This is a genomic window from Vreelandella zhuhanensis, from assembly GCF_009793355.1.
GTDB lineage: Bacteria > Pseudomonadota > Gammaproteobacteria > Pseudomonadales > Halomonadaceae > Vreelandella > Vreelandella zhuhanensis.
Genome location: NZ_WTKP01000004.1, coordinates 208376 through 221702 on the forward strand (window position 1 = coordinate 208376; position 13327 = coordinate 221702).

Below are 13327 nucleotides of genomic sequence, written 5' to 3' on the forward strand. Positions count from 1 at the left end.
GTGCGTGCACTACTGCCTGATAGGGGCTGGGCCTTTGGCGTGGTAGGCGCGCAGCGGCCGGGCTGATGACAGCCATGATCTGGAGATAACAATGGAAAATAGCTTCTGGACGGCTTTTGGCGCCAGTGCTCTGGCGGCACTGGTGACGGGTATCGGTATCTACACCATTCGCCGCTTCGAGGACTGGGGCCGCAAATACAGCATTTACTTTGTGTGCTTCGCCGCCGGTGTGCTGATCTCAGTATCCTTCCTACACATTATTCCCAAGTCTTTCGAATTGAGTCCCTATGCCCCCGGCTATCTGCTCGGCGGGTTCGTGTTGATGCACCTTTTCAACCGTTTCATCACCGCCTTCGTGTGCGAGCGCGGCACGAACCCGGCTTACGGCATCGGTCTGGTACCCATGATCGGTATCGGGTTGCACTCGTTCATCGACGGCTTTGTCTACTCCATCACTTTCAGCGTTAGTATGTTCACCGGCGTACTGGCCGCCATCGGCATGGTGCTGCATGAGTTTCCCGAAGGCATCATTACCTATTTATTATTGTTACGCGGTGGCTTCAGCGAGAAGGCCGCGCTCATTCTGGCGGTCATTGCCGCGTCACTGTCCACGCCGCTTGGCATGCTGGTCTCCTGGCCCTTTATCAGTCAGATCGACAAACCACTGCTCGGTGTCCTGCTCTCCCTGTCTGCCGGCGCGCTGGTCTACGTGGGCGCCACGCATCTGTTGCCGCAGGCGGAGAAGGAACACCGCAAGTACAGCCTGTGTGCGCTGGGTACCGGCATCCTGGTGGCTGTGCTTATCGTACTGTCGAAATAGAGGCCGCTGATTCGATTCTTGTAAAGGTCAAACGAATTTTCTCGCTTATTTCTAGGACGTCACATTCGCGTGGTCCCTATTTCATGACGTTAATTAAATTGAAATTTTCGCCATGGCCGACTAGCTTTTTTAGAGCATGCAAGCTTGAACGCTCGGGTATTGCATCAGCGCTGAAGCAAAAGGGAAAGCAGGTAACACAAGCACCCGGCTAACGCGCTTCAAGTGATTGATTAAACGTAAAGGGAGACTAACGATGCAAGCCAAAGAAGTCATGACCACACGCCCGGAGTACCTGAATGCGGACGTATCCATCCGCGAAGTCGCTGAACTGATGCGCGATACCGACTCCGGCTTTGAGCCTCTCGTCCGGGGTGCAAAAGTGGAAGGGGTACTCACCGACCGGGATATCGCCATCCGCGGCATTGCCGAAGGCAAGAATCCCGAAGACAACGCAACCGATATCGCGACGCAAGCTGCTCTCTATACTTTTTCAGACACGGATGTGGTGGATGTGCTGAAGAACATGCAGGAGCAGAAGGTCCAGCGTCTCCTGGTACTCAAGAGCCCGGACCAAAAGGATTTGGTGGGTATTATTACCGTGGGTGATATTGCCGATCAGTGTAAAGAGGAGGCAGTGGCCAAGGAGCTGGTTAACTGTGCCCAGCATTATCGTTAAGGTCTTTCGTTAAGGACTTTCATAAGGACTTTTTAGGCTGCCCGAGAGGCTTTTATAGCGAAGGGCAGCCTCGCCCATTCAACTGTCGCCCGCTACCGGAGAGCAATTCATCCACCGGCTGGCGTACGTAATCATGCTGGTAATAGCCGTCGTCCACCACTTCGCCATCCCAGGCAATGATATCCAGGTCCATGGTGCGCGGGCCGGACTTGACCGGTCCGCGCACCCGACCAAGCCTATCTTCTACTTCCTTGAGATAAGCACGAAAAACCTCTCGCTCCAGCGAGGTTTTCACCAATAAGGCGGCATTGAGAAAGTCCGGCTGCTCCTGCAACCCCACCGGAGCGGTACGAATGGCGCGCGAAGCCTTTATCAGCTCACATTCCTCCTTGAGAATCTTTTGGACCTGGGCAATATGCCATTCAGGTTCAATGTTCGAACCTACCGAAATCAGGCATTCATGCATGTCTCTCGACGTATCCGACGGTGACATCGGCTGCGGCATAACGGGCTACCTTGTATCAAGCTCAAATCGAAACGCAGCATGGCTGCCATGGCAAAGAAAAATATATAGAGAAATATACAAAACCAGTATGAAACTGTCTTGTGCCTAGCCTAGCGCTTTACGCCCCATGTGCAAGTGCTGTACAACTTATTGACAAATGCTGCACTCACGCAGCCTGCCAGCCTACTGTATCAATGAGGGACAGTTCATGAGCTCATATGCTGCACTGATTACGGGGGGAGCCACCCGGCTGGGTCGCCACTTTGCCGAAGCCTTGGCCGAGGCCGGGTTCGATATCGCCTTGCACGTCAACCGTTCTCGCGATGAAGCCGAAGAAGTCGCCGCCGGCATTCGCGCCAAGGGACGAGAGTGCGAGATCTTCAGCTGCGATTTCATGCAAGAGGATGTCGCCGATCTGATCACAGCGGTGTCTCAGCGTTTCCCTCAACTGAATGTCCTGATCAACAGTGCCTCGGCTTATACGCCGGCACTGCTGGCAGAAACCGACATGGCGATGCTCGAAAGCCAATTTCGCGTCAACGTATTCACCCCGCTGCTGCTGCTGAGGCATTTCGCTGCCGTGGTGAAAGAGGGCCGCGTCGTCAATATCATCGACAACAAGGTGGCTTATCACCAATACCCCTATGCGGCCTATCTGCTTTCCAAGAAAAGCCTGGCGGAAATGACCCGCATGGCGGCACTGGAGTTCGCCCCCCGCATTCGGGTCAACGGCATAGCGCCGGGGGTGGTGCTGCCTGCCTCGCAGCGCACCAGCGACTACATCCAATGGCGTATCGATGGTATTCCGCTCAAGCGTCAGGGCGACCCGGATCACCTGGTGCAAGCGCTGCACTACCTGCTCGACAACCCTTTCGTGGCCGGGCAGATTTTGTTCGTGGATGGTGGGGAATCGGTCAACCTGGAAGGTCGGCACTCGGAGAACTATGCACCCCTCTAAGACGTTCATTATTATCAGCTTGAATCGACTAATGTGATCTGAACTGCTCTAATTGGCGCGGACATTTCGGGTGTCCCCTTCACCGCCACGGGCTACTATCGCGGCAAATAACTGCGGGGGAAATACCCACTGCCGTGACGGAAGACCGAAGTCCTTGCCCTGGCGCTACCTTGCCGGGGCAAGTTTGCAAGGCCAGGGCCGCCTGATCCGACCCGACCACACAGCAATCCAGCAACCTCTTAGAGATCTTCGATGACTTCCACGCTTAACGCCCTCTTCGGCCCGCTGCTGCGTCTGGGCCTTATCACCCAGATCGCCATCGGTATCATCTGCGGTATCCTGCTCGCCGTTGTGTCCCCCGAGCTCGCCGTATCGTTCTCGCTGCTCGGCGAGCTGTTCGTCTCCGCCCTCAAGGCCGTGGCCCCGATCTTGGTGTTCGTGCTGGTGGCCGCCGCCATTGCCGGCCACCGCCAGGGGCAGCCGACACATATTCGCGGCGTGCTGATCCTCTACGTGATCGGCACTCTGGTGGCGGCACTGGTCGCCGTAGTGGCGAGCTTCACCTTCCCCACCACCCTGACGCTGGACATGCCCGAGGTCAGCGGCAACCCGCCGGGCGGTATCATCGAGATACTGCGCAACTTGCTGCTCAATGCCGTTGCCAATCCGGTCACCGCGCTGATGGAGGCCAACTTCATCGCCATCCTGGCCTGGGCTATCGGCCTCGGCTTGATGCTACGCCACGCCAGCGAGGCCACCCGCGGCACGCTCAACGACCTCTCCGAGGCGATCTCCGGCATCGTCCGCGTGGTCATCCGATTCGCCCCGCTGGGCATATTCGGCCTGGTCGCCAACACCCTGGCCGAGGTCGGCTTGGGTGCGCTGGTCGAGTATGGTCAGTTGTTGGGTGTGATCGTCGGCTGCATGCTGTTCGTGGCGCTGGTCACCAATCCGCTGATCGTCTTTTGGCAGACCCGCCGCAACCCCTATCCGCTGGTCTTCGCCTGCCTACGCGGCAGCGCCATCACCGCCTTCTTCACGCGCAGCTCGGCGGCCAATATCCCGGTCAACATGGCGCTGTGCGAGCGCCTCGATCTGGACCCGGACACCTACGCCATCTCCATCCCGCTGGGCGCCACCATCAACATGGCCGGCGCGGCGATCACCATCTCGGTGATCACCTTGGCCGCGGCCAACACCCTGGGAATCAGCGTCGGCTTCCCCACTGCCCTGCTGCTGTGCGTGGTCTCGGCGCTGGCCGCCTGCGGCGTCTCGGGTGTGGCCGGCGGCTCGCTGTTGCTGATTCCCATGGCCGCCAGCCTGTTCGGCATCTCCACCGACGTGGCGATGCAGGTGGTGGCGATCGGCTTCGTGATCAGCGTGGTGCAGGACTCCACCGAGACGGCGCTAAACTCCTCCACAGACGTGCTGTTTACCGCGGCCGCTTGTCGCGCCGCGGAACGCCGTCGAGGTACTCAAGTGTCGTTCAGCTCAAGACGAGCCTAGGTAGTCTCCTCGTCGTCGAAATCGCCCTTGAAAGCGGGGTTGGGTCTGGAGCGCGGGTCCTCCGAACGGCCCGACTCCTCGGAACGCGGCTGCCCGCCGGGGCGGCCGTCGATATCGAAAGGTTGCTGCATGACCCGCAGGTTGGCCGGGGGCGCCTCGCCTTCCTTGCCCACACCGAAGTAGAGCGTGGTGTGCGGGAAGGGAATTTCGATGCCCGCCTGATCGAAGTGCAGCTTGACCAGACGATTATAGGCACGGCCGGTGGCCCATTGGGTGCCCGGGGTCGTCTTGATGCGTACCCGGATATTCACCGAGCTGTCGGCCAGGGCCACCACACCCGCCACTTCCAGCGGCGCCAGGATACTCATCTTGTGCTCTTCGTCATTCGACAGCTCATCGAAGGCGTTACGTAACGCGATGATCGCGTCGTCGATGCTCTCACGATAGGCAATCCCGTACTCACCCACGTGATAACCGAACTCACGCATGAAGTTGGAAACGGTATCGACGCTCGAGAATGGAACGATGTGGTAGGTGCCGCTCAGATCGCGGATGCCCACCGAGCGGATACTCAGACGCTCCGCCGTGCCGGTAATTCCCCCGACCGTGACCACATCGCCGGTGTTCATGGCGTTTTCCACCTGAATGAAGATCCCGGTGATGATGTCCTGCACCAGTTTCTGGGAACCGAAACCGATTGCCAGACCCAGCACCCCGGCACCCGCTATCAAGGGGCCGATATTGATGCCGATTTCTGCCAGCACGATCATCCCTGTCATGGTGATGATGGCGATCGCCAATGCATTGCGGAACAGGCTGAGCAGCGTCTTGGCCCGGGCATCCGGCTCGCCGGACCCGGTCTCGGGGTTGAGCTTGTGCTCGATCAGACTCGCCAGCCCCAGCCAGATGGCGATGGAAATGAACAGGATTAATGCTACCCCGAACACCTTGCTGACCAGCCCGCTCCCCGCTTCCGAGGCGTACCAGCTTGCCAGGTCGAAGGCGCCCCAGGCATTGAGCACCACCATAATCACTACAATGAGGATGATCGTGCGGATAACCCTAAGGGCGTTGGGGACGTAGGAATTGAGACGAATTTCGAGTAACGGCAGCTTGCGTCGCAGGTCATCGGAAAGCGTGATGCGACGGCCGATGGCTTGCGTCAAAAATGCGGAAATCAGCAGACCCACCACCACTGCCGCCAAGGTTTTCAGCGTAGCGAACAGCACGAAGGGCAATGCATCGGCGGGGCGTGTCAGCACCAGTACCAGCACCATCAGAAAGTAGAACAAGGCGAATAGGTGCCAGGTACGCGCGAACAACTTCAACGATACTCGGCTGGCGGTAAAACTCGAATTGGCCGCCATCTGGTTGAGGTTATCGCGCAGGTGGACACGATTCTTGAGCACCACCGCCACGGCATAGATAAACGCCAATAGCATGATCAACGTGCCCAGCACTTGCCCCAGCGACGTGGCCACGTAGAAGTTGACCAGCGGCACCGCCACCATCAAGCCATAGCCGACCATGCCAACCAGCCGAGCCAGCCAACGGTTCCAGTAGGAGGCTTCCTGCGTGGAAATGGGAAGCAGGCGAAGGCCCTCATAGCGCGAGGAAAACAACATTCGAACCGCTGCCTTGAATAGTTCTATCACCAGAAAAGCATTCAGGAACAGCGAGGCGCGGGTGGAGAGTTCACCGGTTTCCCCCACCGCAAAGGTGGCGATCAGGTTGCCGGCGACATAGGCCAGCACGACGACCAATACATCCAGCACCACGGCCAGGGCCACACATAATACCAGGCGCAACACCGGGTTGAGCCCCGTGCCATGCAACGACCAGCTACTGATCCTGGTGAATAGCGGCTTGGCAAAGCGGCGAAACAGGACGAAGGCAATAACGGTGGAGAGAATCACCAAACCCAGGTTGACCGCTGCGCTGGTGAAGGCGGCCAGGTCGAAGGTGTTTTCTCCCTCGGCACTGAGCAGTTCTCTAACCAGTGAGCCCGTCTGGCCCAGCTGTTCTCCAACATCGCTGACCATACGACTGGTCAGCTCCGCCAGTTGGCGGGGCAGCGAGACATCCGCCGGCGCCATGTCACTGCCTTCAGCGGCTTGTGCGGGCGAAAGCTCGGCACCTTCCGAGGTTTGCGCAGCCAAGTTACGCAACTGCTCAATCAGCTCCTGGCGCGCCTGGTCGTTCTCGAGCAGATCCGCCAGTGTGGAATACGCCGGGGGCTCGGCTTGCGATGATTCTTGAGGTGGATCGGCGGGACTGTCCAGCGTCAGGGTGGTCTGCGCCGAAACAGGCGCTGCCAGCAAGACCAGCATTGCCAACAACCAGATGCCCAGCCAGGACAATAATCGTAATGGCGTCACCATAACCTCCGTATCGGTGGGGAAATATCAAAAGCTAACGTCTGTCTACTTTTTGTACAAGTCGGGCTACTGACACAGCGGTGAAAGCCACAGATGGGCCAGCGACAGCACCACCGCGTAGCGTCCGCCCTTGGCAATCAGTATCCATGCCAGTGCCCGCCACCAGGGCAAGCGAAATACACCCGCCAGGACGGTCAAGGGGTCGCCGATCACCGGCACCCAGGCGACCAGCAGGCTGTACTCACCAAAGCGATGGTACCAACCTTCGGCACGCGCCAATCCTTGAGGTGAGGCGGGAAACCAGCGCTTGTGCTGAAAATGCCTGGCGTAGCGTCCCATGGCGACATTGACCAGGCTGCCTAACGTATTGCCGGCGGTGGCGACTATCCACAGCATCACTACCGGCTCGCCGAGGCACCATTGGCGCGCCAGCCATACTTCCGAGCCCCCGGGCAGTAACGTGGCGCTTAGCAGCGCTACGATAAACAGGCTTAGCATGCGATCAGCAGCACTTGGGTGCCTGGCCTCCCAATGTTGCAGTGATCTCGGCGGCCACTTCCCGCACCAGCTCACCGAGTTCCATCAAACGTGCCTCAGGGATCCGCGCCACCGGCCCGGAGACCGAAATCGCTGCCAGGGGCGTCGCCGTTTCATCGTGAATACAGGCGGCGACACAATGCAGGCCGATAGCATGTTCTTCACGGTCACAGGCAAAGCCTTGGTGACGAACCTCGCTCAGGTTCTCCAGCAGCGCCTCGGGCTGGTGCAGGGTGTTGTGGGTCACCTGAGCCAGCTCACGCCCTTCAAGCAGGCGCGCGCGCTCATCATCCGGCAACCAAGCCAGAAGCGCCTTGCCCACGCCGGAAGCATGCAGCGGCGCCCTTGAACCCAGCCGGGTGATCATACGCATCATCTGCGGGGATTCATGCTGGGCGAGAAATACCGCCGTGGTAGCGTCACGCACACCCAGGTTGGCGGTTTCCCCGGTTTCAGCGGTCAACCGGCGCAAGAAAGGGCGACTGGTGGCGACGAAATCACGTGCTTCGAGAAAGCTATTGCCGATACGAAACGTCTTGACGTCAATGCGCCACAACCCCTGCTCGCTTTCCTGGGTGACAAATCCCTGGCTTTGTAATGCCTGTAATAGGCGGTGTGTTGTGGAAGGGGCCAGATCAGCGGTCTCGGCAAGCTCGGAAAGTCCCATACCGTCGGGACTGGCCGACAGATATTCCAGCATGTTCAGGCCACGCACTAACGACTGGCTGTGTCCGCCACTGGCTTTCTTGGTTCCCGCTGGGCGGCCCGCCGTCCTGCGCTTGACTTCATTCACCCTGTTTCTCCCGCTTGAAAACGTCAAAGCGCATCAGGATAACGTGCCAGCCCTGTGCTGTCGCCTTCACGGAAGGCGCTCAGCGATGCTTCCATTGTGGCGCGCGCTTGGCCATGAAGGCATCGATGCCCTCGGCTGCATCGTCTGCCAGCATGTTGCAGGCCATGGTTTCTCCGGCAAATACATAGGCGTCTTCCAACGGCATCGCCAGTTGGCGGGCGAACATCGCCTTGCCGGTACGTATCGCCACGGCACTCTTGGCGCAAATACTCGTGGTGAACTCGGCCACGGTAGCGTCTAACCCATCCTCCTCCGCGACACGATTGACCAGCCCCCACTCGCAGGCCTGATCGGCACTAATGAATTCGCCGGTCATGAGCATTTCCATGGCGCGCTTGCGCGAGACGTTACGGCTCAACGCCACTGCCGGGGTGGAACAGAAAAGCCCCACATTGATACCCGAAACGGCAAAGCGTGCCGAACGGGCGGCTACCGCCAGATCGCAGCTCGCCACCAACTGACAGCCCGCCGCCGTGGCAATGCCCTGAACCCGGGCAATCACCGGTACCGGCAGGTTGACGATGGCTTGCATTACCTGGCCGCACCGGGCAAATAGCGCTTGATAGTAGGTCTTGTCCGGGTTGGCGCGCATCTGCTTCAAGTCGTGCCCGGCACAGAACGCCTTGCCTTGAGCGGCCAGAACCACGCAGCGCGCATCCTCATCCTGGGCAACCTCATCGAGCGCCGCCTGAAGTGCTTCGAGCATTTCTTCGGAAAGGGCATTGAAGCTTTTGGGGCTGTTGAGTGTCAGCGTGATGACACCCTGTTGAGCCTGTCGCTGAACCAGAGGTTGGATGGCAATGCTAGTCGTCATCTTGTTGCTCCTTTGTTGTTACTTTCTTGTTCAGCATTATTCCACGGGGTCGGATTCAAAGTGCAGACTTTCCAGACAGCGCTGATAGCGTTCGCGAAGCTGCTCATGATTCTCGGCACCCAGAAAGATAATGCCGAGGTGATAAGAGACCAGACTTTGATTGGGCAATTCGCTCAGACGCATGCCCGGCTCGACCTCTAAATACACCTGGGTTCCTGGAAAGCGTTCGGCAAGCGCATCGAGCTCCTCTTGGCTGGGCACCCGGGTAATGATCCGGTCCTCATTGCCATAAGGAATGAAGCATTTGGCGGCCACTGCAAAACGACCCTCACGGTTCAAGAGCTTAGGACGCCGACCCAGGGCGATGTCGATAATCACCTCATGGTTGGTCATGCCGTCGACCATGACGAATATCTGGCTGTGGGACTGGGAGATACGCGGATTAACCTCCACCACCCAAAGGCGATCCTGCTCCTCGTTCCACATGAACTCCACATTGAAGCCGCCGTTGTCGTAACCGATATGCTCGAAGAAACGCCGACTGGCATCGATCATCTGCTGCTGGATCTTCTCCGGCAGACTCGAGGGATACTCCATGCGATCATAAAGCTCCTCCTGCTCCTTGGGCTGGTCGATCACACCATGGACGCTGAACTCACCGCGATACATTACCCCCTCCGGCGCCCCCTGGACACCGGAAATGATCGCTTCAGCGATACAGGTATTGCCGTTGGCACGCTTGATCTCTTCCGGGAGCTCGGCATGAGCCAGGGCTTCGTTGAAAGGGTCTCCGAAGCGATGAATGCCTTCGCGAGTGATTTTGATCGCTTCGTGAAACTGCGCTTCGTTCTCGACCCGAAAGCCGAGTTGGGAGGCGTAGGCCTTGACCGGCTTGAGCCAGAAGGGGTAATCGAGGCTTAATTGCTCCAGCGGGTTCTCGGCAAAGGGGTCGATGCTGCAAAAGTCCGGCACGTGCTCGGGAATCACCTTTTGCTGTTCCAGGCGGCTCCAGTACTTGTGTTCGCACTTGAGCACGCTTTCCCGGGTGGGGGAAGGAAGATCGTATTCACGGCACAGAAGCGGCACCATGACGCTGGTGGGAAAGTCCCACTGTGCCACGATGGCATCCACCGAGCCGGAAAACGCCTTGAGCTCCTCCAGGGCCTCGTTCACCAGCCGGTCGAAGGAAAACGATTCTGCGAGGGTCAGGCGCTTTTCATCCAGCAGATTGTGAAACGCTAGATGCTCGGCATCGCGCAAGGTTTCAAGCTCAGCGTGCTGGCCCTTCTTCATCGCTGGAATAAAGACATTCTTCTTCATCGTTCCACCCTCCTTGTATCGCCCGCCCATCAAGCGATCAGCGACGAACATCAAGTCAGGATGTCGCACTCATCTTTTGTGTCAGGCTATGAAGATAACGTAGACAGAGAGTCGGACTAGCGCAAAACTCACACTTTTGCATCAGGGCACTCTTACCCCTGAAAGGGGTGCAAATAAAAATGCCGCCACCAAAAAGGGCGGCGGCATTCTTGTGTTACTTCTTAGTACTTCCTCTTGCACTGCTTCGAAAGTGATCGGTTTGCAAGCGATTGGCAGATCAGCCGTTCTTTGACGAATACAAGGCACGGATCTTCAGGGTGTGCTCGACCTTCTTCAAGGCTTCCAGCGCCTGGGGGCCGTAGGCTTTGTCTACGTCGATCACCACGTAGCCGACCTTCTCGTTGGTCTGCAGATACTGACCAGAAATGTTGATATCGTTTTCCGACAGCACCCGGTTGATCTCGGAAAGTACCCCGGGCACGTTGTCGTGGATATGCAGCAGGCGATGCTTGTCCGGGTGGGCGGGCAGCGCCACTTCGGGGAAGTTGACCGAGGTGACGGTGGTGCCGTTGTCGGAATAGGTGATCAGCTTCTCGGAAACCTCGATACCGATATTTTCTTGGGCTTCCAGGGTCGAACCACCGATGTGCGGGGTCAGGATAACGTTTTTCAGTCCGCGCAGCGGGCTTTCGAATTCTTCGTTGTTGCCCTTGGGCTCCACCGGGAAGACATCGATGGCCGCACCGTTGAGTCGGCCTTCCTTGATAGCAGCTGCCAGGGGTTCGATTTCCACCACGCTACCGCGCGAGGCGTTGATCAGAATACCCCCGGGCTTCATCGCGGCGATTTCTTTCTCACCGACCATCCAACGGGTGGAGGGCAGGTCCGGCACGTGCAGGCTGACCACCTCTGAGCGGCTCAGCAGCTCTTCCAGGCTGGTGACCTGGGAGGCATTGCCCATGCCCAACTTGGCGATGACGTCGTAAAAAAGCACCTTGAAGCCCAGCGACTCCGCCAGTACCGAAAGTTGCGCGCCGATGCTGCCATAGCCCACGATGCCCAGCGTCTTGCCGCGGGCTTCATGGGAATTGCTGGCCGATTTCAGCCAGCCACCCTGGTGGGCTCGGGCGTTCTTCTCGGGAATGCCGCGTAGCAGCATGATGGCTTCCGCGAGCACCAATTCCGCCACCGAGCGAGTATTGGAATAGGGCGCGTTGAACACCGGAATGCCGCGCGCCAAGGCCGCATCCAGATCCACTTGGTTGGTACCGATACAAAAGCAACCCACCGCGACCAGCTTTTCCGCTGCATCGAACACCCGCGCATTGAGCTGGGTACGCGAACGAATGCCGATAAAGTGTACATCGCGGATCTTTTCGACCAGCGTGTCCTCGGCCAGTGAGGTCGGCAGATGTTCAATGTTGCTGTAACCCGCGTCACGAAGATTGTCCACCGCACTCTGGTGGACGCCCTCGAGTAGCAGGATCTTGATCTTGCTCTTGTCCAGGGACGTTTTGGCCATGGCTGAATCAACCCCTTGGTCGGCGATTTACGCCGTGTATCGGTTCGTGGAAGGGCAATATGTTAGCACAGCCGATTCCCCACAAAGGTCCGAGCAAGATGAAAATGCTGCGCTGCGCGCATGAAGGCGACGCATATTCGCCGCATGGCGGGGCAGACGCCACCCCTGGGGTAAGGTGTATACTATCGGCTTTATTCCGAGTCACTGGGTAGACGGGCACTGGCATGAGCGACACGAGCAACCAATCTCAGCGGGATTTCGCCACCACGGTCGAGCAACTCGAAGCACTGGTCGAGCGCCTGGAGTCCGGCGAACTCTCGCTTGAAGACGCCTTGAGCGCCTTCGAGCAAGGCGTCCGCCTGACCCGCGACGCCCAGCAACGCCTGGATAACGCCGAACTCAAGGTGCGCGCCCTGAGCGAAAGGCCTGACGGCAGCCTGGGGGTCGCCTCTTTCAGCGCAGGCGGCGCTGAGCAAGCCTTTGAAGTCGACGATGACGCGGCACAGGAGACACCCCCATGGTAGCCTCACAGCCCGCTGCCCCGATCTCGCTGGATGCCTTGCGTGAACAGGCCCGTGCCCGCGTGGACACCTCCCTGGCGGCACTTTTCGACGAGCGGCGCACTAATGGCAACCCGGCGACGGCCTTGCGTCTGGAAGCCGCCATGCGCCACGGCCTGCTGGTGGGAGGAAAGCGCCTGCGGCCATTGCTGGTATATCTTGCCGGGCAGGCGCTGGGCGCCGATGAGCGCGCCCTCGACGCCCCTGCCGCTGCCATCGAGCTGATTCATGCCTATTCGCTGATTCACGACGACCTGCCCGCCATGGATGACGACGACTTGCGTCGCGGCCAGCCCACGGTGCATAAGGCATTTGACGAAGCCAGCGCGATTCTTGCCGGTGATGCGCTGCAAGCCCTGGCCTTCGAAGTGCTGGCCGGTTCCGCGCACCCGCGTCTGGCCAGTATGGTGCTGACGCTGGCCCAGGCCTCAGGACGTGATGGCATGGTGGGCGGTCAGGCGCTGGACCTGGAAGCGGTGGGCGGCCATCCGGATGTCGATACCCTGGCGCATATGCACGCCCACAAGACCGGCGCGCTGATTGTCGCCGCCGTGCGTCTGGGGGGTCTCGTTGCCGTGGCCGAGACCGACCCGCGCCTGCAAGCCCTGACGCGCTACGCCCGTGCCATTGGGCTGGCATTTCAAATCCACGACGACATCCTGGATGTCACCGGCGATACCGTAACGCTAGGCAAAGCCTCCGGTGCCGATGCCGCCCGCGCCAAGCCCACCTACCCCAGCCTACTGGGCCTGGAAGGCGCCAGGCAAAAATCCTTGGCCCTGGTGGACGAAGCAGTGGCCGCCCTGGCACCGTTAGGCGATGCCGCCATCCCGCTGGCCGATCTGGCCTGTTACATGATCGAGCGTGACCACTGACCT

General features: G+C 59.1%; 13 protein-coding genes. 6 read left to right on the forward strand and 7 right to left on the reverse strand.

Annotated elements, in window-relative coordinates; translation table 11 throughout:
* The first annotated feature begins 91 nt into the window (after nucleotides 1-91).
* Both GPM19_RS07165 and GPM19_RS07170 read left to right on the forward strand, forming a co-directional pair.
* A complete protein-coding gene (locus GPM19_RS07165; RefSeq protein ID WP_160418340.1) occupies nucleotides 92-820 on the forward strand; it encodes a ZIP family metal transporter in 729 nt (242 codons plus the stop codon).
* Between the two features lie 253 nt (nucleotides 821-1073).
* Nucleotides 1074-1496, forward strand: coding sequence for a CBS domain-containing protein (locus GPM19_RS07170; RefSeq protein WP_160418342.1), 423 nt, complete (start codon nucleotides 1074-1076; stop codon nucleotides 1494-1496).
* Between the two features lie 52 nt (nucleotides 1497-1548).
* Here GPM19_RS07170 and folK read toward each other — a convergent pair whose 3' ends face one another.
* Nucleotides 1549-2001 carry a 2-amino-4-hydroxy-6-hydroxymethyldihydropteridine diphosphokinase gene (gene folK, locus GPM19_RS07175; RefSeq protein WP_160418344.1) on the reverse strand — a complete coding sequence of 151 codons (453 nt, stop codon included), beginning with the start codon at nucleotides 1999-2001 and terminating at the stop codon, nucleotides 1549-1551.
* A gap of 208 nt (nucleotides 2002-2209) precedes the next feature.
* On the opposite strand from folK, the gene GPM19_RS07180 reads away from it, so the two are divergent.
* Together GPM19_RS07180 and sstT are read left to right on the forward strand one after the other, a co-directional pair.
* Nucleotides 2210-2959, forward strand: a complete 750-nt coding sequence (locus GPM19_RS07180; protein WP_160418346.1) for an SDR family oxidoreductase — start codon at nucleotides 2210-2212, stop codon at nucleotides 2957-2959.
* Nucleotides 2960-3211: 252 nt separating this feature from the next.
* Nucleotides 3212-4465, forward strand: coding sequence for a serine/threonine transporter SstT (gene sstT, locus GPM19_RS07185; RefSeq protein WP_160418348.1), 1254 nt, complete (start codon nucleotides 3212-3214; stop codon nucleotides 4463-4465).
* On the opposite strand, the gene ybiO is transcribed toward sstT, so the two are convergent.
* The 6 genes from ybiO to serA all read right to left on the reverse strand — a co-directional run bounded on the left by ybiO (nucleotide 4462) and on the right by serA (nucleotide 11889).
* The gene (ybiO, locus tag GPM19_RS07190; RefSeq protein ID WP_160418350.1) at nucleotides 4462-6843 is read right to left on the reverse strand and encodes a mechanosensitive channel protein; all 2382 of its coding nucleotides are present in this window, start codon (nucleotides 6841-6843) and stop codon (nucleotides 4462-4464) included. The two genes, sstT and ybiO, sit on opposite strands and share 4 nt — an antisense overlap.
* Before the next feature lie 66 nt (nucleotides 6844-6909).
* Nucleotides 6910-7341 carry a YqaA family protein gene (locus GPM19_RS07195; protein WP_160418352.1) on the reverse strand — a complete coding sequence of 144 codons (432 nt, stop codon included), beginning with the start codon at nucleotides 7339-7341 and terminating at the stop codon, nucleotides 6910-6912.
* A 4-nt stretch (nucleotides 7342-7345) separates the two neighbouring features.
* Nucleotides 7346-8173, reverse strand: a complete 828-nt coding sequence (locus tag GPM19_RS07200; protein WP_160418353.1) for an IclR family transcriptional regulator — start codon at nucleotides 8171-8173, stop codon at nucleotides 7346-7348.
* 79 nt (nucleotides 8174-8252) lie between these two features.
* Nucleotides 8253-9047, reverse strand: a complete 795-nt coding sequence (locus GPM19_RS07205) for an enoyl-CoA hydratase (RefSeq protein ID WP_160418355.1) — start codon at nucleotides 9045-9047, stop codon at nucleotides 8253-8255.
* A gap of 36 nt (nucleotides 9048-9083) precedes the next feature.
* The gene (locus GPM19_RS07210; RefSeq protein ID WP_160418358.1) at nucleotides 9084-10367 is read right to left on the reverse strand and encodes an ATP-grasp domain-containing protein; all 1284 of its coding nucleotides are present in this window, start codon (nucleotides 10365-10367) and stop codon (nucleotides 9084-9086) included.
* 277 nt (nucleotides 10368-10644) lie between these two features.
* Nucleotides 10645-11889: a phosphoglycerate dehydrogenase gene (gene serA, locus GPM19_RS07215; RefSeq protein ID WP_160418360.1), complete on the reverse strand. Its 1245-nt coding sequence runs from the start codon at nucleotides 11887-11889 to the stop codon at nucleotides 10645-10647.
* A 224-nt stretch (nucleotides 11890-12113) separates the two neighbouring features.
* On the opposite strand from serA, the gene GPM19_RS07220 reads away from it, so the two are divergent.
* Nucleotides 12114-12413 (forward strand): exodeoxyribonuclease VII small subunit, encoded by a 300-nt coding sequence (locus tag GPM19_RS07220; protein WP_160418362.1) that lies wholly within the window; start codon nucleotides 12114-12116, stop codon nucleotides 12411-12413.
* Nucleotides 12407-13324, forward strand: a complete 918-nt coding sequence (locus GPM19_RS07225; protein WP_160418364.1) for a farnesyl diphosphate synthase — start codon at nucleotides 12407-12409, stop codon at nucleotides 13322-13324. The genes GPM19_RS07220 and GPM19_RS07225 overlap by 7 nt, the downstream gene beginning before the upstream one ends.
* The last annotated feature ends 3 nt before the right edge of the window (nucleotides 13325-13327 follow it).